Annotated in this window: 22 protein-coding genes; 11 read left to right on the forward strand and 11 right to left on the reverse strand. The window is 72.1% G+C overall.

The window, feature by feature from the left end:
• Positions 1-5: 5 nt before the first annotated feature.
• The 5 genes from K8612_RS15095 to K8612_RS15115 all read right to left on the reverse strand — a co-directional run bounded on the left by K8612_RS15095 (position 6) and on the right by K8612_RS15115 (position 4,700).
• Positions 6-719 (reverse strand): hypothetical protein, encoded by a 714-nt coding sequence (locus K8612_RS15095; RefSeq protein ID WP_223762772.1) that lies wholly within the window; start codon positions 717-719, stop codon positions 6-8.
• 191 nt (positions 720-910) lie between these two features.
• Positions 911-1,231 carry a hypothetical protein gene (locus tag K8612_RS15100; protein WP_223762773.1) on the reverse strand — a complete coding sequence of 107 codons (321 nt, stop codon included), beginning with the start codon at positions 1,229-1,231 and terminating at the stop codon, positions 911-913.
• A gap of 59 nt (positions 1,232-1,290) precedes the next feature.
• Positions 1,291-1,620 carry a cytochrome c gene (locus K8612_RS15105; protein ID WP_223740730.1) on the reverse strand — a complete coding sequence of 110 codons (330 nt, stop codon included), beginning with the start codon at positions 1,618-1,620 and terminating at the stop codon, positions 1,291-1,293.
• A gap of 43 nt (positions 1,621-1,663) precedes the next feature.
• Entirely contained in the window at positions 1,664-3,361 is a 1,698-nt protein-coding gene (locus K8612_RS15110) for a hypothetical protein (protein ID WP_373692106.1), read from the reverse strand.
• Between the two features lie 7 nt (positions 3,362-3,368).
• Complete coding sequence (locus K8612_RS15115) at positions 3,369-4,700, reverse strand: bifunctional glycosyltransferase/class I SAM-dependent methyltransferase (protein ID WP_223740729.1); 1,332 nt, start codon at positions 4,698-4,700, stop codon at positions 3,369-3,371.
• A gap of 219 nt (positions 4,701-4,919) precedes the next feature.
• Between K8612_RS15115 and K8612_RS15120 the strand changes: the two genes are divergently transcribed.
• The 5 genes from K8612_RS15120 to K8612_RS15140 all read left to right on the forward strand — a co-directional run bounded on the left by K8612_RS15120 (position 4,920) and on the right by K8612_RS15140 (position 12,104).
• Positions 4,920-7,112 carry a polysaccharide biosynthesis tyrosine autokinase gene (locus K8612_RS15120; RefSeq protein WP_223740728.1) on the forward strand — a complete coding sequence of 731 codons (2,193 nt, stop codon included), beginning with the start codon at positions 4,920-4,922 and terminating at the stop codon, positions 7,110-7,112.
• Entirely contained in the window at positions 7,109-8,353 is a 1,245-nt protein-coding gene (locus K8612_RS15125; RefSeq protein ID WP_223762774.1) for a glycosyltransferase, read from the forward strand. Before K8612_RS15120 ends, K8612_RS15125 begins: the two co-directional genes overlap by 4 nt.
• An 82-nt stretch (positions 8,354-8,435) precedes the next feature.
• On the forward strand, positions 8,436-9,554 hold the full coding sequence (locus K8612_RS15130) for a glycosyltransferase family 4 protein (RefSeq protein ID WP_373692107.1): 1,119 nt from the start codon (positions 8,436-8,438) through the stop codon (positions 9,552-9,554).
• Positions 9,551-10,999, forward strand: a complete 1,449-nt coding sequence (locus K8612_RS15135) for an O-antigen ligase (protein WP_223762776.1) — start codon at positions 9,551-9,553, stop codon at positions 10,997-10,999. Before K8612_RS15130 ends, K8612_RS15135 begins: the two co-directional genes overlap by 4 nt.
• 19 nt (positions 11,000-11,018) lie before the next feature.
• Entirely contained in the window at positions 11,019-12,104 is a 1,086-nt protein-coding gene (locus tag K8612_RS15140) for a glycosyltransferase family 4 protein (RefSeq protein WP_223762812.1), read from the forward strand.
• A gap of 4 nt (positions 12,105-12,108) precedes the next feature.
• Here K8612_RS15140 and K8612_RS15145 read toward each other — a convergent pair whose 3' ends face one another.
• From K8612_RS15145 to K8612_RS15165, 5 genes are all read right to left on the reverse strand, one after another.
• Entirely contained in the window at positions 12,109-13,260 is a 1,152-nt protein-coding gene (locus K8612_RS15145) for a glycosyltransferase family 4 protein (RefSeq protein ID WP_223762777.1), read from the reverse strand.
• On the reverse strand, positions 13,257-14,492 hold the full coding sequence (locus K8612_RS15150) for a glycosyltransferase family 4 protein (protein WP_223762778.1): 1,236 nt from the start codon (positions 14,490-14,492) through the stop codon (positions 13,257-13,259). Before K8612_RS15150 ends, K8612_RS15145 begins: the two co-directional genes overlap by 4 nt.
• Before the next feature lie 15 nt (positions 14,493-14,507).
• Positions 14,508-15,632 (reverse strand): glycosyltransferase family 1 protein, encoded by a 1,125-nt coding sequence (locus K8612_RS15155; RefSeq protein WP_223762813.1) that lies wholly within the window; start codon positions 15,630-15,632, stop codon positions 14,508-14,510.
• A 142-nt stretch (positions 15,633-15,774) separates the two neighbouring features.
• Complete coding sequence (locus K8612_RS15160) at positions 15,775-16,917, reverse strand: glycosyltransferase (RefSeq protein WP_223762779.1); 1,143 nt, start codon at positions 16,915-16,917, stop codon at positions 15,775-15,777.
• The gene (locus tag K8612_RS15165) at positions 16,914-18,434 is read right to left on the reverse strand and encodes an oligosaccharide flippase family protein (RefSeq protein ID WP_223762780.1); all 1,521 of its coding nucleotides are present in this window, start codon (positions 18,432-18,434) and stop codon (positions 16,914-16,916) included. Before K8612_RS15165 ends, K8612_RS15160 begins: the two co-directional genes overlap by 4 nt.
• A gap of 241 nt (positions 18,435-18,675) precedes the next feature.
• Between K8612_RS15165 and K8612_RS15170 the strand changes: the two genes are divergently transcribed.
• From K8612_RS15170 to K8612_RS15195, 6 genes are all read left to right on the forward strand, one after another.
• Positions 18,676-19,704, forward strand: coding sequence for an ROK family protein (locus K8612_RS15170; protein ID WP_223762781.1), 1,029 nt, complete (start codon positions 18,676-18,678; stop codon positions 19,702-19,704).
• A gap of 137 nt (positions 19,705-19,841) precedes the next feature.
• A complete protein-coding gene (locus K8612_RS15175) occupies positions 19,842-21,329 on the forward strand; it encodes an MraY family glycosyltransferase (RefSeq protein ID WP_223762782.1) in 1,488 nt (495 codons plus the stop codon).
• 4 nt (positions 21,330-21,333) lie between these two features.
• The gene (locus K8612_RS15180) at positions 21,334-22,410 is read left to right on the forward strand and encodes a nucleotidyltransferase family protein (protein WP_223762783.1); all 1,077 of its coding nucleotides are present in this window, start codon (positions 21,334-21,336) and stop codon (positions 22,408-22,410) included.
• A 39-nt stretch (positions 22,411-22,449) separates the two neighbouring features.
• Positions 22,450-23,421: a nucleotidyltransferase family protein gene (locus K8612_RS15185; RefSeq protein WP_223762784.1), complete on the forward strand. Its 972-nt coding sequence runs from the start codon at positions 22,450-22,452 to the stop codon at positions 23,419-23,421.
• Positions 23,422-23,526: 105 nt separating this feature from the next.
• Positions 23,527-24,825 carry a UDP-glucose/GDP-mannose dehydrogenase family protein gene (locus K8612_RS15190; protein WP_223740715.1) on the forward strand — a complete coding sequence of 433 codons (1,299 nt, stop codon included), beginning with the start codon at positions 23,527-23,529 and terminating at the stop codon, positions 24,823-24,825.
• Positions 24,826-26,013: an acyltransferase gene (locus K8612_RS15195; protein WP_223762785.1), complete on the forward strand. Its 1,188-nt coding sequence runs from the start codon at positions 24,826-24,828 to the stop codon at positions 26,011-26,013.
• Between the two features lie 19 nt (positions 26,014-26,032).
• On the opposite strand, the gene K8612_RS15200 is transcribed toward K8612_RS15195, so the two are convergent.
• Positions 26,033-26,308 carry a hypothetical protein gene (locus tag K8612_RS15200; protein ID WP_223740713.1) on the reverse strand — a complete coding sequence of 92 codons (276 nt, stop codon included), beginning with the start codon at positions 26,306-26,308 and terminating at the stop codon, positions 26,033-26,035.
• Positions 26,309-26,386 lie beyond the last annotated feature (78 nt).

The following is a 26,386-nucleotide window of genomic DNA, read 5'->3' on the forward strand; positions in this document are numbered from 1 at the left end:
CGAGGTCAGGGGTACGGGTTGATCTTGATGGCGACACCTTCCCCGGCGGTGCTCTCGTCCGGGTTGTGGCCACCAGTCTGGTCCGAGCTGCAGTTGCGCTGCTGGCAGCCGGGCATGAAGACGGAGTCGCCCTCCGCGTTGGTCACCAGCGCCTGGACCAGGGAGCGCGTCGGGCGGCCATTCGGCGTGGTCACCTCGCCCACGGCGAGGATCCACAACTGGCCGTTGGAGTCCACGCTGTCCGAGTCGTCATCCACGTCGTCCCGGACGAAGACGCGGTAGCGCACGTTGCTCTGCTCCGGGAAGTCGACGCCCACGGGGATCTCCGCGGGCCCCATGTTCGCCTTGAGCAGGGTGTAGTTGTTCCAGTTGCCCCCCCCCGTGCCGGGCAGCAGCTCGAACCAGGGGGGATTGGCGCCGGCGATGCCGGGGATGTCCGCGACCGGCGCGGCCCCACCCAGGGCGGTGGACAGCGTCAACTGGTTCATGCCGCTGTTCTTCGCCATCATCAGGCGCACCGCTTCGCGCCCCTCGGCCAGGCCCGCCTCGGCGGCGAAGAACGCCTGCTTCTGGCGGCGGGTGTCCGCCTGGGTGTCGGCCTCGCGGCCCACCACGCTGTAGCTGAGCATCACCGCCATCGTCACGACCGCGACCACGCCCAGCGCGAGCAGGAGCGTGAAGCCACGGGACTGACGGCGGGGAGTTGGGCGACGCACCATCGGGGGCTCCTTCACGTACCCCTGGGGGGAGGTACGGCTTGGGTGCCCCTGAACAGCAATCTTCGTGCCGGGAATTCCGGCGCTCAACCCGCCGGAATAAGGGATGTCCGTGATGCAGGGGGGTGCCGTCTGACGTCAGGCGGCTGCGCAAACTTTGCGAGCCCCCTCATTCTTGCGAGGTTGCCCGGGTGTCAGCGCTGGCCGCCGCGCACGGCGGCGCGCAGGCGGAGCATGTCGTCCAGGACGCCGGGGTCCACCAGCTCCAGGGCGGCCTTCTGGGAGAGGGCGCGGGTCTGCCGGCGGTACTCCTCTTCGTCCTCCTCGCCGCCGCCCTTGCCGCCGTCGCTGCCGCCCTTGCCGCCGCCCTTGCCGTCGCCGCCCTTGGGCATCAGCGCCACCGGCTGGGAGATGCCCGGCTCCAGGCGGGGGAAGGCGTTGGCGTCGGCGCGCACCGACGTGAAGAGGCTGACCATGGACAGGCAGAACACGATGGCGACGGTGAGGGTCTTCATGGCGGCTCCCATTCTCCCAATCCCCACGACGCCCGGACGCGAAGGGTTATTCACGAGCGCTACTCCTTCGCCTTGAAGGTGCGGATGTATCGCACCAGGGCGTCCATCTGCTCCGGGGTGAGCCGGTCCTTGTAGGCCTTCATCTTGGGGTTGTGGGACGAGCCGTTGGCGATGACCTCGCGCAGCTCGGCGTCCGACTCCGCCTTCTGCCAGGCGGCCCGGCTCATGTCGGGGATGGACTCCTTCTGGCCCATGCGCGTCTGGGCGCGGCCGTCCGGGCCGTGGCAGTTCTTGCAGCTCTTGTCCCAGAGGGCGGCGGCGTCCTCGGCGTGGGCGAGGGCTGGAGCGCACAGCAGGAGGGTGGACAGCAGGCACCACCGCGGGGTCATGCACGGTCTCCAGGGGGAGGGGGACGCCAGTATAGCCACGCGCTCAGGAACCGGCGCGGGGCCAGAAGGGCGCGGTGGGGCGGCCGGGGGGCTGGAGCCAGACGGACTCCAGGAAGCGCACCGCGTTCTGATCCGCGCGGTCGTTCCGGGTGAACACCGCCTGCGCGCTCGTCATCACCGCCAGCGTCGCGAGCCCCGCCACCCAGGCGGCGGGCGCGGGCGCGCGGGCGGAGGCGTCCCGGCCCAGCGCGACGAAGACGCAGGCCGCCACGGCGGCGAGCGCCGCGAGCAGCACCGCGCCCGCGAGGGACGTGGGCAGGCCCAGGAAGGCGAGCAGGTTGGGCGGGTGGTAGCCGTCCAGGAGGAGCGGCCGGGCCAGCGCGAGCACGGGGGTGGAGACGTCGTCGGGGATGTAGTTGACGAAGGTGGCCAGGCCCGTGACGAGCACGGACGCCGCGCACAGCATGGCCGCGACGCCGGACAGCACCGGCCTGCCGGCGCCGCGCAGCCGCTCCAGCACCAGCCCCGCGGGCAGCAGCAGGAAGGGCACCAGCCCCGTGAGGTGCCGGGGCCCGGTGGTCCAGCCCCACGAGTCGTAGGTGAACGACGAGGTGAAGTACGTGTAGCCGGCGAGCGTGGCCGCGGACATCCAGAAGAGGGCGCGTGCCTCCGGGGACGTCCTGCCCAGGCGCTTGAGCAGCGCGAGCCCGGGCAGCGCGAGCAGCAGGAACGGCGACAGGGTGAAGAGGCCCCGCAGCGGGGAGAAGAACGACAGCGTGAAGGCGCGCGGATCCGGCGTGCGGATGCCCAGGAAGCCGCCCAGGTGCCACGGCTGGTAGGCCGCGTCGTTGAGGTGCTTGTAGCCCGTCTCCAGCGGGTGCCCGAACGTGGCCTGGTGGTAGAGCCCCAGCGCCACGATGAAGGGCAGCGCGCCCAGCACGGCGAGCCCCGTGGCCCGGCCCAGCTTCTTCAGCCGCGCGGCCCAGGGCGCTGGCACGCTCAGCACGGTGAGGATGGCGTAGAGGATGAGGCCCAGCACGCCGAGCGCGCCGGTGTACTCGGCGGCGACGGTGGCGCCCGCGCACGCGCCGGCCACGGCGTAGCCTCGCTCGCGCCACTCGCCGCGCGACAGCTTCCAGAGCGCGTAGAAGCCCGCGAAGAGCAGCACCGCCGTCGTCTGGTGGCTCATGAAGAGCAGCGAGTAGCTGAACGCGAGCGAGCCCAGCGCGTACGTCACCGTGACGCCGTCCGCGACGACGGGCGACAGGAACGCGCGGAGGAAGCGGCGCACCAGCCACAGGAGCCCCAGCGTGGGCAGCACCGTGAGGAAGAGGCGGCTGAAGAAGACGAGCGGCACCTCCGGCACGGCGTAGCGGTGGCCGCCGCCCAGGGCTCGCAGGCCCGCGTACACGGGCACCGCGGCGAAGGAGAGCAGCGGCGCCTTGGACGGGTAGTAGCGCCCGTCCATCACGGACAGGTCGCCCACCGGGCCGTAGTCGCGCAGGGCGCGGTTGATCTCCAGCGTCCCGTCCTCCACCAGGGCGCGCGTCTGCCACAGCCGGCACAGCTCGTTGGGCGAGCGCAGGCCCGGGTGGTACGGGAAGAGGACCACGTAGAGCGCCGCGACCGTGGCCCACACCGCCCGGGGCAGTCCCGTGGCGCGGGGCGCGGGCGCCACGGTGGGGGGCGCCGGGGCCGCGTCGGGGGGCGGCGGGGAGGTGGGGTGGGGTTCGGCGCTCACGCGGGCATCAGACGGCGCGGGCGACGGCGAACAGGCTCATGCCCACGGGCAGCCGCACCTGTTGCTCGGCCTGGGCGAGCAGGGGCGCCAGCGCGTCGTAGAGCTTGAGCTGGAGCTTGGGCACCGCGCGGCGGCGCAGGAGGCGGCTGTTGACGAACCAGCCCGGCAGGCCCACCAGGTTCATCCACTCCAGCGTGTCCACGCGGAAGCCGTTCTCCTGCAGCACCGCGCGCAGGGTGTCCGGCGTGTAGCGGCGGTAGTGGCCCACGGCCTCGTCGATGGCGCCGAACAACTGCGGCAGCGCCGGCACGAGGATGAGCACGCGGCCGTCCGGCTGGAGGATTTGACGGAAGCGGCGCACCGCGGACGCGTCGTCCGGGATGTGCTCCAGCACGTTGGACAGCACGATGGTGTCCAGGTTCTCCGCCTTCAGCGACTCCCAGTCCGCGAGCGCCACGTCGGACAGGTAGGGGCGCACGTGGGGCTTGCCGCGGAAGAGGTTCTTCAGGCGGTCCACGTAGAAGCGCTCCACCTCCAGCGCGACCAGGTGCTCCGCGCCGGCCTCCAGCTCGCGGGTGATGGTGCCGATGCCGGCGCCAATCTCCAGCACGCGCCGGCCCATGTGCTCGCGGAAGCGGCGGCCCAGCCACTGGTTGTAGTGGGTGGCGCCGTCCATGCGCTCCAGGGTGGAGTAGCCCTCGTGCTGGTTGTCCGCGTCGTCGCGCACGGTGGCGTAGCGCACCAGCGTGCGCAGGCGGGCCAGGTGCGCGGAGGCCGGGCGGCGCGGCACGGCCTGCAGCGGCGGCAGGGCCACCTCCGTGAGGCGGAAGAGCTGCGCGGCCAGCTTCACCACCAGCTCCGCGTCCACCGCGTCGTCGTCGCTGGTGAGCTGGATGGAGCGCAGCGCCTCCGTGCGGAAGGCGCGCAGGCCGGTGAGCGGATCCGTCAGCGCCACGTCGGTGACGAAGCGGGTGATGCCGCCCAGCGCGCGCTCGGCCACCATCTCCGGGGACATGCCGGGGCGCCGGCCGAAGACGCCGTCCGCGGTGTCGTCCCGCAGGGGCTGCACCAGGGCGTCGTAGGTGTCGGGCGAGTAGGCGGCGTCCGGATCCTGGAGCACCGTGTGGGCGCCGGTGACGTGGGGGAGCGCGGCGCGGATGGCCGCCCCCTTGCCACCCTGGGCGGCGAGGACGTGGACGTTGGGACCGGGCGTGACGTCCACCGGCCCTTCACCCGCGAGCACGACCTGGGCCTGGCCGGACAGCGCATGGGCGAACCGGGCGGCCGCGGCGGAGGTTGCGGGGTTGAAGGGCAGGACGACGGAAAGCGCAGGAACCATTGCGCCGCTCACTACCACAGGACCCTCCAGGGTGCGCGTTCGCGGACCGGAGCGGATGGATGGGGGGCATCCAGGCGGCGTCGGTTGGATGGACAACCCGCCCGGCCCGTTGCACGCTCCGGGCGTTATTCCCCCAGCGCGATGTGGGTGCAGGTCGGGTCCGGACGACTTCGGGCCGGTGGAGACCGCCCGCGGCAGCCACTTCCGGAGAGACGCGACGTGGAAGGAACGGTGTTGGACCCGGCCGGTGGGGCGCCCGGCGCGACGTCCGCGAGCGTGCTGCACCGGCTGCGAGGCGTGTGGCGCCGGCGGTGGGTGATGCTCGGGGTGGCGTTGGGGGTCACCGCGCTCACGGCGGCGTGGACGCTGCGGCAGCCGCGCATCTACGCGGCCAGCACGTCGCTCATCATCGACGTCACCGCGCCGCGCATCCTCGACGGCGAGGTGAAGGAGGTGATGGGGGAGGAGCGCAGCAACTACTGGTTCAACAAGGAGTACTACGCCACGCAGAGTGAGATCATCACCTCGCGCGCGGTGGCCAGCCGCGTGGTGGACCGGCTGGGGCTTTCGAAGGACGCGTCCTTCCTGGGCCTGCCGGCGAACCAGGACCCGGCGGAGCGCGCGAAGGCGCTGGAGGACGCGGACGCGGTGGGGCTGCTGCGCTCGCGCATCCAGGTGGTGCCCGGCAAGGACTCGCGGGTGATGAACATTGGCGTGGAGGACGTGGACCCCGCGAGAGCGGCGCTGCTCTCCAACGAGGTGGCCGCCGCGTACATGGCGGAGAACCTGGCGCTGAAGCTGCGCACCACGGAGGAGGCGCGCGCGTGGCTGGAGGGGCGCCTGGATGAGCTGGGCCGCCAGTCCAAGGCCGGCGAGATGGCCGTCTACGACCTGAAGAAGGACGCGGACATGCTGTCCACGTCGCTGGAGTCGCGGCTGTCCATCGTCAGCGAGCGGATCAACTCATACAACCTGAAGCTCACCGAGGTGCGCACGCGCATCGCGGCGCAGCAGGCGCGCGTGGACGCCATCCACCGGCTGCGCAAGGACGCGGGCAACGACGAGACGTGGGCGGAGGCGGTGCCCGGCGCGAAGGACGGGCCCATCCAAGATCTCAAATCGCGCTACGGCGAACAGAAGGCCGCGTGCGCGGAGCTGACCGAGCGCTACCTGCCGGAGCACCCGAAGCTCCTGGAGTGCAACCGCAAGCTGGAGGTCGTGCGCGCGGACCTGCTCAAGAGCCTGACCAACGTGGTGCGCTCGGCGGAGACGCAGTTGGCGGAGGCGCAGGGCGAGGAGAAGAACCTCAACAAGCTCCTGGACGAGACCAAGGCCGAGGCCTTCCAGGTGAACAAGAAGGCCATCGAGTACGGGCGGCTGCAGCGCGAGTCGGACAACAACCAGCGGCTCTATGAGCTGGTGCTCAAGCGGCTGAAGGACATCGAGCTGTCGGGCCTCCTGCGCACCAGCAACGTGCGCGTGCTGGACCCCGCGCGGCCGGAGCTCCTGCCGGTGCGGCCGCACACGCGGCGCAACCTGCTGGTGGGCTGGGTGATGGGGCTCTTGCTGGGACTGGGCGTGGCGCTGTTCCTGGAGATGCTGGAGAACAGCGTCACGTCGCAGGCGGACGTGGAGGACGTGCTGGGCCTGGCGTTCCTGGGCGTGGTGCCGCGCATGGAGGCCACGAAGGCGCCGGGCGACCGCGACCTGTACGTGCACCGCGCGCCGCGCTCGGCGGTGGCGGAGTGCTGCCGCGCGGTGCGCACCAACCTCCTGTTCATGTCGCCGGATCATCCCTGCAAGACGCTGGTGGTGACGTCCAGCGGCCCGCAGGAGGGCAAGTCCACCACGTGCATCAACCTGGGCGTGGCCATGGCCCAGAGCGGCAACCGCGTGCTGCTGCTGGACACGGACATGCGCCGGCCCCGGCTGCACCGCGCGTTCGGCGTGCCCAACGACCTGGGCATCAGCTCGCTGGTGGTGGGCGAGGGCTCGCTGGACAAGGCGGTGAAGAGCACGGAGGTGCCCAACCTCTTCGTGCTGCCGTGTGGCCCGCTGCCGCCGAACCCCGCGGAGCTGTTGCACACGCGCGCCTTCAAGGAGCTGTTGCGCGCGGCGGGGGAGAAGTTCGACCGCATCATCCTGGACAGCCCGCCGCTCAACGCCGTCGTGGACGCGGCGGTGCTGGCCACGCAGGCGGACGGCGTGGTGATGGTGCTCAAGGCGGGCCGGACGGACCGCGGGGCCGCGAAGCGCGCGCTGCGCTCGCTGGCGGACGTGCAGGCGCGGATGTTCGGCGCCATCCTCAACGACGTGGACCTGCGGCAGCCGCGCTACGGCGACACGTACCTGGGCTACCAGGGCTATGGCCCGACGCAGGACGAGCCCAAGGGCGGGGTGGCGCCGTCGTGAAGGGCGCGGGCCTGCGGGTGCTGCACCTGGGGAAGTTCTACCCTCCGGCCTCCGGCGGCATGGAGGCGCACGTGCGCACGCTGGCGCGAGCGCAGGCCGCGCTGGGCGCGCAGGTGGAGGTGCTGTGCGCGAACCACTCCGTGGACGGCACCGGGACGAGCCACGAGTTCCATGGGCGCAGCCCCACGCGTGAGGAGTGGGATGGGCCCGTGCGCGTGGTGCGCCTGGGGCGGCTCGCGTCCGTGGCGCGCATGGACGTGATGCCGTCGCTGCCGTTCGTGCTCAGGCGGGCGCTGGCGCGGGGCGTGGACGTGGTGCACCTGCACGTGCCCAACCCGAGCATGGTGCTGGCGCTGGACGCGGTGCCGCGACTGCCCGCGGTGGTGGTGACGCACCAGAGCGACATCATCCGGCAGAAGGTCGCGGGCGCGCTGTTCCGTCCCTTCGAGTGGATGCTGTATTCGCGCGCGGCGCGGCTGCTGGCCACGAGTGACGCGTACGTGCGCGGCTCGTCGCTGCTGTCGACGTTCAAGTCGAAGGTGCGGGTGTTGCCGCTGGGCATCGAGCTGGAGTCGTACCTGCGGCCTCCTTCCGCGGAGGCGCGCGAGGCCCAGGCGCGCTGGACGGCGGAGGCCGCGGGTGGGCCGCTGTGGCTGATGGTGGGGCGGCTCGTCTACTACAAGGGGTTGTTCACGGCGCTGGAGGCGCTGGTGCACGCGCCGGGGCGGCTGGTCATCGTGGGAGAGGGGCCGCTGGCGGAGGAGGGCCGCGCGCGGGCGAAGGCGCTGGGCATCGAGGACCGGGTGACGTGGGCGGGCTACCTGTCGCCGGAGGCGCTGACGGGCGCGTACCGGGCCGCGACGGCCCTGTGGTTCCCGAGCAACGCGCGCAGCGAGGCGTATGGCCTGTCGCAGGTGGAGGCGCTGGCGAGTGGGTTGCCCGTGCTCAACACCGCGGTGCCGGACTCGGGCGTGGCGTGGGTGAGCCTGCACGAGCGCACCGGGCTCACGGTGCCCGTGGGAGATGCGCGGGCGCTGGCGGCGGCGGCGCGCCGGTTGGTGGAGGAGCCGGGCCTGCGGGAGCGGCTGTCCCGCGGGGCGCAGGAGCGCGCGCGGGCGGAGTTCGGCCATGACGTGATGGCGTCGCGCAGCCTGGATTTGTACGCGGAGGCGCTCGGACGGCAGCCGGTGGCGGAGGAGCGGAGCGATGCCTCCGTCCGGCACGTCGCGGGCGGGCGCTGAAGGTCCGCGCATGCACGGGTCGCGCGCATCTCATCGTGAGGAACTCGTGGTGGGTGGAGGAGGCTCCGCGCATACGCTTCGCGTGTTGCATGTCTCCAGCGGCAACCTCTACGGCGGCGTCGAGACACTGCTGCGCACGCTGGCGCTCACGAGCGCGGACCGGGCAGGCGGCGCGGTGCATGCGTTCGCGCTCTGCTTCGAGGGACGCATCGCCGAGGAGCTTCGCGCGGCGGGCGCGCCGCTGACGCTGCTGGGACCGGCGAAGGTGAGCCGGCCGTGGCGGGTCTGGGAGGCTCGGCGCTCGTTGATGGCGCTGCTTCAGCGGGAGGCGTTCGACGCGGTGGTGTGTCACGCGGCGTGGCCTCAAGCCCTCTTCGGGCCGGTGGTTCGCACGGCCGGGGTTCCGCTGATCTTCTTCCAGCACGATGCCCTGTCGGGTTCGCACTGGGTGGAGCGGTGGGCCCGCGTCACGTCGCCGGACCTGGCTCTGTGCAACAGCCGCTACACCGCGAGCACGCTTCCGAGCGTGTACCCGCGCACGCCCTGGAGCGTGCTCCATCCGCCGGTTCGGGACGGTGGCCCGGGCCTCATGGCTTCCGAGCGCACTTCGCTCCGGGGCGAGCTGGGCGCGGACTCGACGGATGTCGTCATCGTCCATGCCAGCCGCATGCAGGAGTGGAAGGGACAGCGGCTGCTGCTCGAAGCGCTGGGCCGGCTGCGCCAGGTGCCTCGGTGGAAGGCATGGTTCGCGGGCGGTGCGCAGCGCCCGGAGGAGACCGCCTATGAAGCGGGCTTGAAGGCCCAGTCTCAGGCCCTGGGGCTTGGGGACCGCGTGCGGTTCCTGGGACAGCGCTCGGATGTTCCCCGGCTGCTTCGCGCGGCGGAGGTGCACTGTCAGCCCAACACCGGGCCGGAGCCGTTTGGCCTGGCGTTCGTGGAGGCGCTCTACGCCGGGCTTCCCGTGGTCACCACCGCGCTGGGCGGACCGCTGGAGATCGTCGATGCGTCCTGTGGCGTGCTCGTGCCTCCCAGGCCGGAGGCCCTGGCCCAGGCGCTGCGCGGGCTCATCGAAGACGAAGCGGCTCGACGGACACTGGGCCTCGGTGGCCCGGCTCGCGCGAAGACGCTGAGCGCGCCGGAGGCCTTCCTGTCGGCGCTGGAGGACGCGGTGCGCTCCGTGGCCCGGGAGCCCGTCTCATGAGTGGCGCCAGTCCTCGGCCCCAGCTCCGCGGCCCCGGTGTGCTGCATCGGCGGTACGTGCGGCGCGCGCCGGAGCCCGCGACGACGCAGGCCGTGCCGGCTCCGGCTCCCGCGTCTCCGGGGCTGCTCGGTTCGGGCCGCGTGGTGGTGGCGTTCATCGCGCTGCTCTTTGTCTGCCAGCTCGCGCTGCTGGTGGAGGCGCTGGCGCCCGCGCGCGTGGTGTTCCGCATCCTGTCGTTCGGCACCAGCCTGGCCCTGCTGGTGCTGGTGAAGGGCCCGCGCCTCAAGCACCCGGCGATGCCCTTCCTGCTCGCCTCCGCGGGGCTCACCGCGCTGAACTTCTTCCACCCCGGCACCAACACCCCGCTGGCGGCGGCCGCGCAACTGGGCATCCAGATCTCCGTGTTCGCGCCCCTCTTCTGGGCGAGCCGCCTGCGCATCGACGCGAAGATGTTCGGACGCGTCGTCCTGCTCCTCTTCCTGTTCAACATGGCGAGCGCCACGCTGGGCATCCTGCAGGTGATCTTCCCCGGACGCTTCCAGCCCGCCCTGTCCGCCATGGTCGAAAGCCAGGGCGAGGGCTACGTGCGCAGCCTCCAGTTCGAGACCGCGAGCGGCGCGCGCGTGTTCCGCCCCATGGGGCTGACGGACGTCCCGGGCGGAGCCGCCACCGGCGCCTTCTATTCCGTGCTGCTGGGCGGCGCGTTCCTGCTCAGCCGCCAGGGCCTGTCCCGCAAGGTGCTGGGCGCGGCGGGCATCGGCATCGGGCTCATCTGCCTCTACCTGGGGCAGGTGCGCGTCGCGGCCGTGACGCTGGTTGTCTGCATGGCGGCCATGGGGCTGGTGCTCACCGTGAGCGGCCGGTGGGTGCGGCTGGTGACGCTGGCCTCGGTCGTGGGCGGCTTCGCGGTGGTGGCCTTCGGCTGGGCCGTCGCGGTCGGCGGCGACGCGGTGCTCTCTCGCTGGAGCACGCTCACGGCCTCCGACCCGTCGCAGGTGTATCAATCCAACCGGGGCCGCTTCCTCGACGAGACCTTCGACCAGGTGCTCCCGGAGTTCCCCCTGGGCGCGGGCCTGGGCCGCTACGGCATGGCCAACGCCTACTTCGGCGACAACCTGGACCGCGAGAGCCCTCCGCTGTGGGCCGAGATCCAGTGGACGGCGTGGGCCTACGACGGTGGATGGCTGGGGCTCGTCTGCTATCCGCTCGCGCTGCTGGCGACGTTGGGGTGGGGCTTCCAGGTGGCGCGGCGCCGCGATGACTCGGCGGGCGAGTTCTGGCTCTGGGGCAGCCTCCTCTTCGCGTATGACCTGGGCGCGATCGCGCAGACCTTCAGCTACCAGTTCTTCATGAGCCAGATGGGCATGGAGTTCTGGCTGCTCAACGCGGCCTTCTTCAGCGCGTACTGGAACCGGAATGCGGCCCTACACCCTCATCGCCGGTGACTTCGTCTCCACCGGCGGCATGGACCGCGCGAACCTCGCGCTGGCGGACTGGCTCGCGCGTCAGGGTGGGCCCGTGCGGCTGGTGGCGCACCGGGTGGAGGATTCACTCCTGCGCTACCCCAACGTGCACTTCGTCCGCGTGCCCAAGCCCGCGAACGCGTACCTGCTGGGCGAGCCGTTGCTCGACGCCGTGGGGCGCTTCTGGGCCGCGCGCACGCTGGCGGAAGGTGGCCAGGTGGTGGCCAACGGTGGCAACTGCGTGGTGCCCGCCGCCAACTGGGTCCATTACGTCCACGCCGCGCACGCGCCCGAGCCCGGCGGCGGTCCGCTGCGCAGGCTGAAGGGCCACGTGAGCCACCGGATGCACCTGCTCGGCGAGCAACGTGCGCTGCGCCGGGCGCGGATCATCCTGGCGAACTCGGAGCGCACGCGGCAGGACCTGCTGGCCGCCAGCGGCGTGGAGGCGTCCCGCGTCCACGTCGTGTACCTGGGCGGAGACCCCGCGCGCTTCCCGTCCACGACCCCCGTGCTTCGCCGTGAGGCGCGTGCGTCCCTGGGCTGGCCCCAGGAGCGGCGGGTGGCGCTGTTCGTGGGTGCGCTGGGAGACCGGCGCAAGGGCTTCGACACGCTCTTCCACGCGTGGGCGCGGCTTTGCGCCCGACGCGAGTGGGACGTGGACCTGTGCGTGGTGGGGACGGGCGTGCAACGCGAAGCATGGGAGCACGCGGCGCGGGAGCAGGGCCTGGGCGAGCGGATCCGCTTCCTGGGCTTCCGCGACGACGTGCCCCGCCTGCTGGCCGCCGCGGACCTGCTGGTGTCCCCCACGCGCTACGAGTCCTATGGCCTGGGCGTGCACGAAGCGCTGTGCGTGGGCATCCCCGCGCTGGTGAGCCGCTCGGCGGGCGTGGCGGAGCGCTTCCCGTCCTCGCTTCAGGGGCTGCTGCTGGATGACCCCGAGGACTCGGGCGAGCTGGTGCGGCGCCTGGAGGAGTGGCGGTCGCGGGGCGGGGACTGGATGCCCGCCGTGGCCGCGCTGTCGTCGGAGCTGCGGGCCTGGACGTGGGACGCGATGGCGGCGGCGGTGGTGGCCCGGCTGGAGGCGTGAGGCTTCAGGCTCGGCGCTCGAGCACCTGCTCGAAGAAGTCGAGGTGCGCCTTCGCGACCACCGGCCAGGCGAAGCGGGACACGGCTCGCTCGCGGCCTCGCGCGGACAGCTCCTGACGCTGGGCGGGGCTCTCCAGCAGCTCCTCGAGCGCGGTGACCCACGCGCCGCCGTACGCCTCCGGCAGGATGCGCCCGGCATCGCCCACGGTGTGCGGAATCTCTCCGGAGTCGCTGGCGAACACGGGCACGCCACACGCGAAGGCCTCCGCGAGCATGCGGCCGAACTGCTCCTTCCACGCGGGCGTCGTCTGGCTGGGCGCGCAGAGCACGTCCATGGCGTTGAGCGCGCGGGGCACCTCCGCGTGCTTCACGCCGGTGACGACGCGCACGCGGTCTCCGTGGCGCGCGGCCCAGGCGCGCAGGTCCGCCTCCAGGGGGCCTCCGCCGACGAAGAGGGCTCGCCAGGGCGTGCGCAGCGTGTTGAGCGCCTCCATCAGGAGCCGCAGGCCCTTCTCCGGCACGAAGCGGCCCAGGTAGCCCACCACGGGCGGCCCTTCGGACGTCCAGCCCAGGCGCTCGCGGAAGTCGCGGCCCGCCTCCGGATCCGGACGGAAGTGCTCCACGTCCACGCCCACGGGGATGAAGCGCGAGGGGCGCTGCTCATAGCCGGGCCGGGCGAGCAGGTTGTCGTGCACCGTCTGACCCCAGGCGATCCACCCCGCGGCCCGGCGCACGACGAAGCGCTCGGCCTGCGCGAAGGGCGGGGGATAGCGCTTGGCCAGGTTCTGGAACGTGCAGAAGACGAGCGGCACCTGACGGGGCGTCAGGAGCGCCACCTCCAGGCCGGAGAAGACGTAGGGCTCCTCCCACAGGTGCACCAGATCCACGCCCCGCGACAAATGGGCGCGCAGCTCCGGCCCGTAGACGAAGCCGTGCAGTGAGCGGCTGAAGTACGCGGGCACGCCCTCCAGGTTCACGGCCTCGTGGGGGTCACGCTGGAGCACCAGCGGGCCCAGGTCCCCGTGGAAGGACTTCGGCGCCACGGCGGTGACGTCCCAGCGGCCGGCGCCCACGCGGGCCATCTCGTTGGCCAGCCGCCGGTTGAGGGTGACGACGTAGGAGTGCGAGACGGTGACGAGCTTCCGGGGACGCATCATGAGTGCCCTCGCGCGGGAACGAGGCTCCGGTACACGGCGAGGATGTCCCGGGCGTAGCGCTCGCGGGAGAAGCGGCGCACGGCGGTGTGGCGGGCCGCGCGGGCCAGGGTGTCGCGCAAGGCTTCGTCCTCCAGCAGCCGGCGCAGTGCCGCCGCGAGCGTGGTCGCGTCGCCGGGTTCGATGGCCAGCACGTCCTCGCCATCCCGCAGCGCTTCGGCCGCGCCGCTCGACTTGGAGATGACGGCCGCCCGGCCGCAGGCGAGCGCCTCCGCGATGGTGAGGCCGAACGGTTCGCGGCGGGTGCTCGCGTGCACGAAGACGTCCAGGGCCCGGTAGACGCGCTCGGGCTCGGGCTGGAAGGGCACGAAGCCCACGCGGTCCATGAGGCCGTGGCGCTCCACCTGTCCGCGCAGCTCCGCGTCGGTGAACTGCGAGCCGGCCGTGCGGTAGAGCGGCGCGCCCACGACGTAGAAGCGCACGGGCAGGGCCGGCGCCTGACGCGTCAACAGGGCCGCGGCCTCCAGGAAGACGTCGTGTCCCTTCCAGCGCGCGTACGTGGCCACGAGCCCCACGCGCAGCGTGCCCGGAGGCGCGGGAGGCAGTCCGGCCAGCGCATCCAGGTGCGCGCCGTCACCGGCGGCAGGGGAGAACCGCTCCACGTCCACGCCATTGGGAACGACGTGCACGGGCACCTTCCCGAGCACCGTCCGCGCGTCATCGCCCACGGCCTGCGAGTTCGCGATGGCGGCCGAGGCCAGCGGATGCAGCCCGGAGAGCGCGCGGCGCACGAGCGGACGCTCGCCGAGGAAGTCGTGCACGTGCCACACGCGCGGAATTGGCAATCCGAGGGTGGCCGCGCTCAGCAGGTGGGTCTTGATGCCATTGGAGTGCAGCAGGTCCGGCGCCGCGTCACGCACCGCGCGCCGCAGGTCGAGGCCGTAGCGGGTCAGCAGCAGGGGCGTGGGGGCAAGCTCCCGCGCGAAGCGGAGGAGCCCCGCGCGGCCCTGCTCCCGCAGGCCGCTGTCCCCGAGCGCGGAGAGGCGGTCGGGCAGGGCGAGCACCCGGGCCTCCACTCCGAGACCTCGGGCCGTCTCCACGAGCGGCCCGTCCGTGCCCGCGATGAGGTGCAGCGACAGGCCGGGCTCCAGCGTGCGCAGGCACGCGAGGAGATCCACGAGTGCGCGCTCGGCACCGCCCAGGATTCCCACGGGGTTGAGGAACAGGATCCGCACGCGGACGCGACCGAATCAGACCCGACCGGGGCGGTCAAGGCGATGCAGATACGCGTCCAGCACGGTTCGCGCGTGGGCGCTCCACGTGAAGCGTGCGGCCCGTGAACGCCGCGTCTCCGCGGATGGCGCGGGCACGCGGCCCGTGAGCAGGGCATCCACCGTCTCCGCCCACGCGGCCACGTCGCCCACCGGGCAGTACGTGCAGGCGTCGGCGCCCACCTCGCGCAGCACCGGCAGGTCGCTGGCCACCACGGGGACACCACACGCCAGGGCTTCGATGACGGGCAGGCCGAAGCCCTCCGCGTCGCTGGGCACCAGCACCGCGCGGGCGCGCCGGTACAGGCCCGCGAGCGTGGCCCGCTCCTGCCGGGGTGGTTGCAGCAGCGCGTCCTTCAAGCCGAGCCGCGCCACCTGTGCCTGCTGGGCCGTGTCCAACTCGCCGCCCTGCTGCACTAGCATCAGGTCCGGATACCGGGCTCGCAGCGCCGCGAAGGTGTCGAAGAGCACGTCCAGGCGCTTGCGGCGGATGGCGCTGCCCACGTGCAGCAGGTACGGCCGGCCCTTCAGCGGCGCGAGCACCGCATCGCTGGCGTCTCCATGTTGGGGTTCGAGCCGGTACTCCGGCGAGACTCCGTAGGGCGCCCACACCAGTCGTTCAGGGGGAACCACGCCGTGCGCGAGCAGTTCGTCACGGACCTGCTGCGTGCTGTGGAAGACGATGGCCGCGCGCTCCAGTCCCTTGAGCGTGGCCCGCGCCATCAGCCGGAACCACGTGGGGCGCGGTTCGAGGTGGGGCTCCACGACGGACCGGAACGCATCCAGGTCATGGCAGAAGACACCGGTGCGCTCCGCGGGCAGCGCGTGCACGAGCTGCGCGTAGGTGTGGTCCACGACGTGGAATGCATCGGGGCCCATGCGCTCACGCAGCAATCGCGCGGGATAGAGGCCGAAGCGGGTGAGCAGCCGGTCCGCGTTGAAGGCGGCCTTGCGGCTGCCCACGCGGGGCAGGGCGCGCACGGCGTGGGGAATGGACGGCCGCACGCGGGTGACGGCGACCTCGGCGGGGAACGCCGCCAGTCCGTCCACGAGGGCCTCGCCCACCAGGTCCATGCTGGGCCAGCCCTCTTCGCGCGGATCCATCAGGACCTTCAACCGCAAGGTGCTCACCTGCTCATCGCCTCCGGTCAGGGGATGCCGCGCTTGATGCGCATCTCGTGCTCGCCCACGATCCACTCCAGCGCCCGCGAGGCTTCATCGCTCACGGTGCCCACCCAGCGATGTGTCACTCATGGGTGCTCCCGGTGCGACGCAGCAGGTGCGCCACCGTGTGCTCCAGCGCGAAGTGCTCACGGTACACTCGCGCCGCGCGCTCACCCAGGGCCTGACGTTCATCGCTGTGCGCCCACAAGTGCTCCGCGAGCGCCAGCAGCGCGGTGGGGGACGCATCGTCCGCGAGCGCCACCGGCCGCAGCTCCCGCCACAGCGGTTCGCTCAGGTGTCCGAGGTTCGTGATGATGGGCAGGCCCAGCCCCAGGCCTCCCATCGCGCTGCTGCGCCGGGCGCTGACGCCATCGGGGTAGGGCTGCACCAGCAGCTCCGCCGCGCGCAGGTGCGCGGCCACGGCCTCCGGTGCCAGTCCATCCCTCGCATGGAGCCTGCGAGCCAGCGCGGGATGCTTCCGTCCCAGCGACTCGCTCCAGGCCTGACTGCCCCGGCCCAGCAGCAGCGCCTGCCGCCGCTCATCCCGCTGCAACAACGGCACGAGCACGGCCTCCAGCGGGCCCGCGATGGCTCCGCCATACGTCCCGAAGTGCGCCACCGTGGGGCCACTGCCCAACGCATCCCGCACCGCGCTCACGGCCTCCTCCGGCACGTCGAGGGGCAGGGGACTGGGAATGGGACACCAGCGGGCCTGGGAGCGCAGGGGCTCCGGCAGGTGCTCCGCCCAGGTGGGGATGGAGACGTAGGCGCGCTCCGCTCCAAGCGCCAGCGTGCGCAGCATCACCCGCGTGACTCCCGCGAGCACCTGATGCTTCCACGGCGCGCCCGGACTCCACGGGTACACCGCCTCATGGAGGAACAGCTCGCGTTCGTCCCGCCGCCTCGCCGCGAACCAGGCGCAGAGCGGCACGTTCATCGCCTTCATGCCGAACGCGTGCGGCACGTACAGGAGCAACAGCCTTCGGGGCCCGGGCGTCGCGTCCAGTTCACGCGTCAGGCGCACCAGCCCCGGCGGCGTGAAGAGGCCGGGCCACCGGTGCACGGTCACGCCCTGATCATCCGTGACGCCGTCGGGCCCAGGCGTCCAGACATGCACCGTCTCCCCCGCCTTCAAGAGCGCGTGGGCGATGCTCCGGGTGTGGTCGGAGACGCCGCCGGGGGCCGGCGGATACTCCCCCGTCATCAGATGCCACGCGCGGCTCACGGCGGCGCCCGCCTCGCGCGCAGGTGCTGGACCAGGGCGCGCAGCTCTCCCAGCAACGACAGGCCTCGCCGCGTGGCCTCACGCGCGAGCACCAGCGCCGTCAAGAGCCCCGCCGCCACCAGCGCCTGCACCAGCAGCCCGTCCTCCCCCATCGCCAGCCGAGAACAGCCCACCGCGAGCGCCAGCAGCGCGCCCACCGTGAGGAAGGGCTCCATGACCTCGAACTCGAGCCGCGACAGGTGCGGGTTGCGGCGGGACACCAGCCGCGCCGTGAACCACAGCTCCGTCAGCGTCACCGCCGTCGCGCTCACCCCGACGCCCACGATGCCCCAGTGCATCACCGCCAGCACTCCCAGGCCGAAGCGCAGCAGGCTCCCGGTGATGGCCACGTACATCCGCTCCCTCGCGTGACCGCTGGCGTTCTGCTGCGAGTTCAGCAGGCCCTGCACCGCCAGCATCGACGCCTCGAGGGTGAACCACTGCACCAGCGTGGACGCGAGGCTCCAGCGCGCGCCGAACACCACCGGGATGAAGGGCGGCAGCGCGATGACCCCGAAGGGGATGGCCAGACACAGGACCGCGCTCACGCGCCGGATGGACGTGCGCAGGTAGTCCGCCAGCGCGGCCGAGTCCTCCTGCATGCGGCTGTACGCCGGATACGCGACGCGGGTGAGGACGCTGCTCACGGCCAGCGGCACGGAGGCCAGCGCCGTCGCCCAGTTCACCAGGCCCACCCCGTCCTTGCCTTCCATGCGCCCCACCACCAGCGGAATCCACCCCTGGAGCGCCGCGGGGATGATGCTCGTGAGCTGGAACCAGATGCCGAAGGACAACAGCCGCTTGACGATGTCCCACCGGAACGTGCCCTGGGGCCGCCAGCCCGCCGCCGCCCAGAACAGCACCATGCCCACCGCGCCCCGCACCAGCCCGCCGCCGATGAGCGACCACGCCCCGAAGTGCAGCGAGGCCAGCAGGATGCTGCCCGCCGTCTGCGCCACGCTCTCGATGAGCTCGATGCGCGCGAGCGTCGGGAAGCGCAGTTGGCGCTCCAGCATCATGATGGGGATGACGCGCAGCGAGTGGAAGAACAGGCCAATCGCCATCGTGCCCACCATGGCCGCGCCCGAAGGCCCCAGCTCGTAGGTGCTCGACAGCCACGGCGCGAGCAGCACGATGGCGCCCACGATGAAGACGGTGAACGCCTGGTGGCTCCAGAAGGCGGAGGTGATTTCATCCTGCGTGGGTTCGTGCTGCTGGCGCACCAGCGAGGCGCTGAGCCCCAGGTCCCCCAGGAACGCGCCCATCGCGGACGTGAAGGCGACGATGGCGAACACGCCATAGTCCCCGGGGAACAGCAGCCGCGACAGGGTGAGCGAGCTCACCACGCGCAAACCCAGCGAGCCGACCGTCCGCAGGAGCAGGGCGATGATGGAGCGCTGCGCGCGGACCTTCACGTCCGCCATGCCCAGGGGCGGAGCGTCAGCGGCGTCCGGCGCGGGAGTGGAACGGCTGCTCATGGGGGAAACGGGGCGCTCCACGAAAAGAACTCCCGGCAGCCTATATGCGCCCGCGCATCCGGCGAACAGGGACGCGGAACCCGGGGGCGCCCCACCCTTCGACGGGAAGGGCCCGCATGCAGCCCCGGGGGGCGGGCGGGCGGACACGGGCGTGCCTGCCATGGTGGTCCTGGCCGCGCCCCGCGCTGCGCAGATTGTGCGGCGAGCGGCCGCCGGGTGCCGCGAATCACAGGGGCACCACATGGCCGACGCGTCAGCGAAGAACGGGCACCGCGCGGGGAACGGGGCGCGCAACGACAGGGCCCGCATCTGGGGAGGCATCGACCTGGGCGGCACGAAGATCGAGGCAGTCATCGTGGACGCGCGCGGCGACGTGCTGGGCCGGGCCCGCCACACGACCCCCGCGACCGGCGGCCCGGGCGAGGTGGTGAAGGAGCTCTACGGCACGCTGGGGGAGGCCGCGCAGGCCGTGGGCATCGAGCCCGCGAAGCTCGCGGGCGTGGGCGTGGGCGTGCCCGGGGCGGTGGACGCGAACCGCGGCACGCTCTCCCACACGAGCAACGTGGCGGGCGGCTGGGACGCGCCGTATCCCCTGGCGGCGGACCTGGGCGACCTCATGGGCGGCGGCAAGGTGGTGCTGGGCAACGACGTCCAGGTGGCCGTCGCGGCCGAGTACAAGCTGGGCGCGGGCCGCGACCACCGCTCCGTGCTGGGCGTGTGGTGGGGCACGGGCGTGGGCGGGGGCCTGGTGCTCAACGGCGTGCCGTGGCGCGGGCAGGGCTCCGCCGGTGAGATTGGCCACATGGTGGTGAAGCCCAACGGCGCACGCTGCGGCTGCGGCCGGCGCGGCTGCCTGGAGGCCTACGCGGGGCGCGCGTCCATGGAGCGCAAGGCGCGCGCGGCGGTGAGGAAGGGGGAGAAGACCCTGCTCTTCGACATCATGCGCGACAAGAAGCGCACGCGCCTGTCCAGCAGCGTCTGGGCGAGCGCGCTGAAGCAGAAGGATCCGCTGGCGACGCGGCTCATCGAGCGGGCCATCGACATGCTGGGCGCGGCCATCGCCTCCGTCATCAACCTGCTGGACCTGGAGGCCGTCGTCATCGGAGGCGGGCTGGGGTCCCGCCTGGGCCCCATCTACATGGGCCACCTCCAGGACGCCATGCACCCGCACCTGTTCATCACGGAGCGCAAGCCCGTGATGCGCATCGCGGAGCTGGGCGACCTGTCCGGCGCCATCGGCGCGGCGCTGCTCGCGGGCCCGCGCATGTGAGGCCTGGAGGGCGCACCTGGCCCGACATCGCCGCCCGTACCAGCGAGGAGGCAGGCGCATCGTGACGCACCTGCGACGCCAGGACGTTGACGCGCTGCTTCGGTGGCCGTCACGATGCGGGTGGACGCTCCTCTCGCATGGTCACCTTCTTCGTCGCCTTCCTCGTGTCGCTCCTCGTGGCGCTCGTGCTCACGTGGCGCGTGCGTGAGCGTGCGCTGGCGTGGGGCTGGTTGGACCAGGTGAGCTCCAGCCGCAAGGTGCACGTGCGGCCCATCCCGCGGCTGGGCGGCATCGGCATCGTGGGCGGCTTCTTCGCGCCGCTGTGCGCGCTGTTCCTCGTGGACTCGGGCGTGGGGGACCAGTTCGTCTCGCAGACGTCGCTCATCATCGGCCTCTTCGTGGGCGGCGCCATCATCGCGGGGCTGGGCTTCTACGACGACCTCAAGGGCGCGGGCGCGAAGCTGAAGTTCTCCGTGCAGTTCGCGGTGGCGCTGGGCCTGTACGCGCTGGGCTTCCGGATTGAAGTGCTGGCCAACCCCTTCGGCGCGGAGCTGACGCTGGGGCTGTTGAGCCTGCCCCTGACGGTGCTGTGGGTGGTGGGCGTCATCAACGCGCTCAACCTCATCGACGGGTTGGACGGGCTGGCGGGCGGCGTCGCGTTCTTCGGCGTGGGCACCCACTTCCTGCTCGCGCTGATGCGCGGGGACGTGCTGCTGTGCCTGCTGATGGTGTCGCTCGCGGGCGCCATCCTCGGGTTCCTGGTGTTCAACTTCAACCCGGCCTCCATCTTCATGGGGGACACGGGCAGCATGTTCCTGGGCTTCGTGCTCGCGGCGGTGTCCATCAAGACGTCGTCGAAGAGCGGCACCGCGGTGGCGCTGCTCGTGCCGGTGATGGCGCTGGGGCTGCCCATCATGGACACGCTGCTGGCCATGGTGCGCCGCTCGCTTTTGGGCAGACCCATGTTCAGCGCGGACAAGGAGCACATCCACCACCGGCTGATGAGCCGCCTGCTGTTGTCCCACCGCACCACCGTGCTGGTGCTCTACGCGCTGTGCACGCTGTTCATGGTCACCGCGCTGGCGCTCCACTTCGCCAACAGCCTCCAGAGCGCGCTGCTGCTCAGCGGCGTCGGCGTGGTCATCATGGTGCTGATGCGCAAGCTGGGCTACCTGGACGTGCGCCACATGGGCGCCGTCCACCAGACGCGCCACCGCAACCTGGAGCTGCGCTCGCTGATTCGCTCCGTCACCGCCTCGGTGCGCGCGGCCGGCTCGTTCCAGGAGCTGTGGAGCGCGGTCCGTCCGCTGGCCCAGGGGCTGAACCTGTCCGCGCTGGAGCTGCGCCTGCGCCGCCCGCACGAGGACGTGAACGCGGGCGTCGTCTTCGAGTCGCAGCACCCGGACGCGGGCGGCTCGGCCGCGCTGGAGGTGCGCCTGGACGTGAAGGAGGAGGACGCCCTGCTGGGCGCGCTGCGCCTGGTGTGGCGCGACGGCCGGGCCGCCATCGACCGGGACGAGGAGCTGGCGCTGGAGGTGGTCGCGGACGCGGTGGCCGAGCGCGTGGGGCAGTTGGTGGCGCTGGAGGCCGCGGAGCCCGAGCGCATCATCGCGCTGCGGCGGTGAGCCCATGAGCGACTCCCCGGCCCTGCTGACGCTGCTCCAGGCCTGGCCCGAGGTGCCGGACGCCCCCGGGCCCTCGAATGAAGGTGACTGTGACGCGCTGGTGAAGGCCGCCGTGCGCCACGGCCTGGCGGGCTTCGTCGAGCACGCGCTCGTGAAGGCGGACTGGACGCTGACCCCGGACGCCGGGGCGCTGCTCACCCGCGAGGCCCGGCTGAGCGCGGCGCGGGGCATGCGCGTGCGGTCGCTCCTGACGCGGAGCCTGACGGCGCTGGCGGCGCTGGGCCTGACGCCGGTGCTGCTCAAGGGCTACGGGCTGGCGCGCAGGCTCTACCCGGAGCCGCTCCAGCGCGCGACGAACGACGTGGACCTGCTGGTGCCGCGCGCCCGGGTGCTGTGCGCCGTGCACGCGCTGGAGGGCATGGGGCTCACCACCCAGGCCGGCGACGTGGACCGGGACGACGCGCACCACGTGGAGCTCACCGGACCGGACGGCCTGGTGGAGCTGCACTACCGCGCGCTCACGGGCTACGGCCTGGCGCTGGAGGGCGACGCCATGGTGGCGCGCGCGGTGGACGCGACGCTGGACGGGCACCCCGTGCGCTACCTGTGCCCGGAGGACGAGGCCGTGTACCTGTCCCTGCACGCGAGCAACCACCTGCTGCAGCGGCTGGCCTGGCTGTTCGACCTGAAGCTGCTGGCGCGGGCGCACCCCCGGCTCGACTGGGACCGGGTGGTGACGCGCGCGCGGCGCACGGAGCTGCCCCACCTGGTCTGGTACGCGTGGGACGCCGCGCACCGGCTGCTGGGCGCGCCCGTGCCCCCCTGGGTGCTCAAGGCGCTCGCACCGCCCCGGTGGCAGCGCGAGCTGGCGACGCGGCTGTTCTCCGGGCCCCGGCTGGTGGGCGCGGCGCTGGCGGGGAACAAGCCGGCGTGGGTCGCCGCGAAGCTGGCCCTGGCGCCCCGGGCCCGGCCCATGGTGCGGTACGCGCTGCGGCGGCTGCGCGGCGCCCGCCCCCCTCCCGCCACGGGCGCGGAGCCAGGGGCGCCACGGCCCGTCCGCTCGCCCGCTGGAAGACGGTGATTGCGGCGGGCGGGCCCGGCCCATTAAAGGTGCCGCACCATGGCGCCCAGCCTCCTCGACATGTTCCGGGTCCTGTCCTCCTTCGAGCCCCCGCGCGGCAAGCTGCGGGGCGCGCCGTGGGAGGCGTACGTCGACTGGGCCATCTCCCAGGGCCTGGCGCCGCTGGCGGCGTACAACCTGGAGTACCGGATGGGCGGGGGCGACGCGCCCGAGTGGGCCCGCGACCGGATGATGTCCATCTACACCGGCTCCGTGAACGACAACGTCATGAAGCTGGTCCACTTCAAGCGCATCGTGGATCAACTGGAGGGCCGCAAGATTCTCCTCCTGGGCGGCGCGGCCTTCGCGGAGGCGCTCTACCCGCACGTGGGCTTCCGGCCCGTGCTGGACATCCAGGTGCTGGTGCGCCGCATGGACGTGGACGGCTTCGCCGGCTACCTGTCCAACCACGAGTTCGTCCCGGAGCCGGACACGGGGAACACCGGCGCCGCGCGCGTCGTGTCCGACGGCCGCACCCCCATCCACATCTACGCGGACGTGCTGGGCGCGAACCGACGTGAGCAGTTGGCCGGCATCTTCGAGCGCGCCCGACCCATGAAGGTCTACGGGCAGTCCGTCTTCCGCCCGGAGCTGGAGGACGCGCTGCTGCTCACCGCGCTGGACCAGGCCCACCACGGGTATGACGTGCCGTGGCTGTCGTTCGTGGACCTGCGCGAGCTCATCACCGGCGCCACCTGGATGGGCGGCGTGTACTCGCGCCCGCTGGAGGTGCCCGTGCTGCTCTCGCGCGCGGAGGCGTTCGGCCTGGAGCGCGCCCTCTACACGTCGCTGGCCATCGTGGCGCGGCTGTTCCCGGAGGCGGAAGCCCAGGCGACCGCCGCGTTCCCGCCGCTGCGCCGCGCGACCCGTGAGCTGCTGGACCGGGGCGTGGTGGGTCCGGTGAGCACCCCCGGACGTTCCTCCGCCCTGCGGGGTGTGGATCGACTGCGACGTCTCCTCACGGGGCGATAAGGCTGTCTGGTCGCTCGGCGGTCCTTCGTGCCCGGGCTTTCTTTCAGTGCTCCGGTCGGCGTATGAGTTCATGACGCCACCTGTCGAAACCAGGACACTCAAAGAATGCGCATTGCCATTATCGGATCGGGTTACGTCGGACTCGTCGCGGGCACCTGCTTCGCGGACTCGGGCAACGACGTCGCGTGCGTGGACATCGACGAGCGGAAGATCCGCATGCTCCAGGATGGACAGGTCCCCATCTACGAGCCGGGTCTGGAGGAGCTCATCAAGAAGAACGTGAAGGAGAAGCGCCTCACGTTCACCACGAACCTGGCCGAAGGCGTGCAGAACGCCCAGGCCGTGTTCATCGCCGTGGGCACCCCGGAAGGGGAGAGCGGCGAGGCGGATCTCCAGTACGTGCTCGCGGCGGCGCAGGCGGTGGGCCGCGCGATGAAGCAGTACACGGTGGTGGTGGACAAGAGCACCGTGCCGGTGGGCACCGCGGACAAGGTGCGCGAGGCCATCGCGAAGGTGACGGACGTGGAGTTCGACGTCGTCTCCAACCCGGAGTTCCTCAAGGAAGGCGCCGCGCTGGACGACTTCTTCAAGCCGGACCGCGTCGTCATTGGCGCGGACACGGAGCGCGCCCGGACCATCATGGGGGAGCTGTACGCGCCGTTCGTGCGCACGGAGAACCCCATCCTGTTCATGGACACGCGCTCCGCGGAGCTGACGAAGTACGCGGCCAACGCGATGCTCGCGACGCGCATCTCCTTCATGAACGACATCTCCGCGCTCTGCGAGAAGGTGGGCGCGGACGTGGACTTCGTGCGCAAGGGCCTGGGCGCGGACAAGCGCATCGGCTACCCGTTCCTCTTCCCCGGCGTGGGCTACGGCGGCTCCTGCTTCCCCAAGGACGTGAAGGCGCTGGTGACGACGGCGCGTGAGTACGGCCTGGAGCTGGACCTGCTGCGCGCGGTGGAGCGCACCAACGAGCGGCAGAAGAAGCTGCTCGTGAACAAGGCCGTGAAGCACTACGGGTCGCTGGAGGGCAAGAAGTTCGGCGTCTGGGGCCTGGCGTTCAAGCCGAAGACGGACGACATGCGCGAGGCGCCCTCCATCGAGGTCATCGAGGGGCTCATCGGCAAGGGCGCGTCGGTGATCGCGCACGACCCGGTGGCCTCGCACGCGGCGAAGCGCGTCTTCGGCGACCGCATCCGCTACGCGGAGCTGCCGTACGACGCGCTGGAGGGCGTGGACGGCCTGTTCGTGGTGACGGAGTGGAACGAGTTCCGCCACCCGGACTTCGCGCGCATGAAGTCCCTGATGAAGACGCCGGTCGTCTTCGACGGCCGCAACATCTTCCAGCCCGCGCGCATGCGTGAGCAGGGCTTCACCTACTTCGGCATCGGTCGCAAGTAGATGAAGCAGCAGTCCGGAGGCTCGCTGGACGCACTGACGGGGCTGCGCTTCCTGGCGGCCCTGCACGTCGTGTTGTTCCACTTCGGCACCCCGTGTCTCCAGGGTGTGGCGCCGGAGTGGATGGTGCAGGTGGTGGCCTCCGGCTATGCGTCCGTGGGGGTCTTCTTCCTCCTGTCCGGCTTCGTGCTCGCGTACAACTACGTGGACGCGGCCGGCGGGATGCAGACCCCGCCCCGGGCCTTCTGGAGCGCGCGGGTGGCGCGCGTCTACCCGGTGTTCCTCCTGATGTTCCTCTTGTCGGCGGTGCCCACGGCGCAGGGCTCGCTGGCGGCGAACACCGTGCCGGTGGCCGCGGCGAAGCTGACCACGGCGGGGCTCACCACGCTGCTGCTGCTCCAGTCATGGGTGCCGAAGCTGGCGCTGTACTGGAACCCGCCGTCCTGGTCCGTGTCGGTGGAGGCGTTCTTCTACGCGGTGTTCCCCGCGCTGGCCCGGAGGCTGGAGCGCTTCCGGGGCGCGCGCATGACGGCGGCGCTGGTGGGTGTGTGGCTGTTGGGGCTGCTGCCGCCGGTGCTCTACCTGGTGTTGATGCCGGACGGGCCGGGCCCGTTGAACGCGGCGTCCGGCGGCATGTGGCTGGCGGTGGTGAAGTTGAACCCGCTGGCGCGCCTGCCGGAGTTCCTGCTGGGCGTGCTGCTGGGGCTCGTCTTCGTGCGGGAGCGGGCGGCGGCGGCGTCCCGGCGCTCCGGCGCGGTGATGGCGCTGGCGGGCGCGGCGCTGCTGGTGGCGGGCTTCTCACAGGGCGCGTGGATTCCGTACCCGCTGATGCACAACGCGCTGCTGGCGCCCGCGTCGGCGCTGCTGGTGTACGGGCTGGCGCGAGGCGGCGGGCCGCTGGGGCAGGTGCTGGCGCGGCCGTGGCTGGTGCACCTGGGCGGGGCCAGCTACGCGCTGTACCTGCTGCAGTACCCCGTCAGCGAGCTGGTGCACTGGCTGGAGCGGTTCGTGGACCTGTCGTCGCCCACGCGCTTCCTGGCGGTGCTGCTGGTGTTGCTGGTGCCCGCGTCGGTGGCGGTGCACCGGTGGGTGGAGACGCCGTGGCGCACGCGGGTGCGGCGAGGGCTCCAGACGTGGGTGGATGGCACGCCCGCGCGGCCGGCTCCGGCGCCCGTGGTGCCGGGCACCTGAGCTTCGCGGCAGCGCGCCTTCAGCGGGCGAGGCCGCAGGCCTTCTTGCCCTCTTCGGTCTCGATGGCGCGGCAGTCGCAGCCGTCGAGCCTCGCCTCGCAGACCATCTCGTCCTCGGCGGTGGGCTCCACGCGGCCTTCCTCGTCGGCGGCGCGCTGCTGGCAGGCCTGCTTCTCCACCGAGTTCAGGGCGCACTCGCAGAGCTTCTCGGACAACTCGCGGCAAGCGCTCTTGCACGCGGTGAGTCCGGAGAGGGAGGCGCAGAGGACGGCGGCGGTGAGCAGGAAGCGACGCATGGGGTCGGGGGAAGATGCCAGATGGTTCCCCGGATGCAAGCGGTGTCCCGGGCGGCCCGTTCATTCGCGGGCCCCCGC

Source organism: Corallococcus sp. AS-1-6 (genome assembly GCF_020037015.1).
In the GTDB taxonomy this organism is placed as follows: domain Bacteria; phylum Myxococcota; class Myxococcia; order Myxococcales; family Myxococcaceae; genus Corallococcus.

Coding starts and splice junctions, on each gene's coding strand:
- K8612_RS15165 (WP_223762780.1), bottom strand. CDS start 18,434: ATGAGCAGCCGTTCCACTCCCGCGCCGGACGCCGCTGACGCTCCGCCC.
- K8612_RS15190 (WP_223740715.1), top strand. CDS start 23,527: ATGCGCATTGCCATTATCGGATCGGGTTACGTCGGACTCGTCGCGGGC.
- K8612_RS15200 (WP_223740713.1), bottom strand. CDS start 26,308: ATGCGTCGCTTCCTGCTCACCGCCGCCGTCCTCTGCGCCTCCCTCTCC.
- K8612_RS15185 (WP_223762784.1), top strand. CDS start 22,450: ATGGCGCCCAGCCTCCTCGACATGTTCCGGGTCCTGTCCTCCTTCGAG.
- K8612_RS15105 (WP_223740730.1), bottom strand. CDS start 1,620: ATGACCCCGCGGTGGTGCCTGCTGTCCACCCTCCTGCTGTGCGCTCCA.
- K8612_RS15155 (WP_223762813.1), bottom strand. CDS start 15,632: ATGGATCCGCGCGAAGAGGGCTGGCCCAGCATGGACCTGGTGGGCGAG.
- K8612_RS15115 (WP_223740729.1), bottom strand. CDS start 4,700: ATGGTTCCTGCGCTTTCCGTCGTCCTGCCCTTCAACCCCGCAACCTCC.
- K8612_RS15135 (WP_223762776.1), top strand. CDS start 9,551: ATGAGTGGCGCCAGTCCTCGGCCCCAGCTCCGCGGCCCCGGTGTGCTG.
- K8612_RS15170 (WP_223762781.1), top strand. CDS start 18,676: ATGGCCGACGCGTCAGCGAAGAACGGGCACCGCGCGGGGAACGGGGCG.
- K8612_RS15095 (WP_223762772.1), bottom strand. CDS start 719: ATGGTGCGTCGCCCAACTCCCCGCCGTCAGTCCCGTGGCTTCACGCTC.
- K8612_RS15145 (WP_223762777.1), bottom strand. CDS start 13,260: ATGATGCGTCCCCGGAAGCTCGTCACCGTCTCGCACTCCTACGTCGTC.
- K8612_RS15100 (WP_223762773.1), bottom strand. CDS start 1,231: ATGAAGACCCTCACCGTCGCCATCGTGTTCTGCCTGTCCATGGTCAGC.
- K8612_RS15140 (WP_223762812.1), top strand. CDS start 11,019: ATGGACCGCGCGAACCTCGCGCTGGCGGACTGGCTCGCGCGTCAGGGT.
- K8612_RS15180 (WP_223762783.1), top strand. CDS start 21,334: ATGAGCGACTCCCCGGCCCTGCTGACGCTGCTCCAGGCCTGGCCCGAG.
- K8612_RS15195 (WP_223762785.1), top strand. CDS start 24,826: ATGAAGCAGCAGTCCGGAGGCTCGCTGGACGCACTGACGGGGCTGCGC.
- K8612_RS15175 (WP_223762782.1), top strand. CDS start 19,842: ATGGTCACCTTCTTCGTCGCCTTCCTCGTGTCGCTCCTCGTGGCGCTC.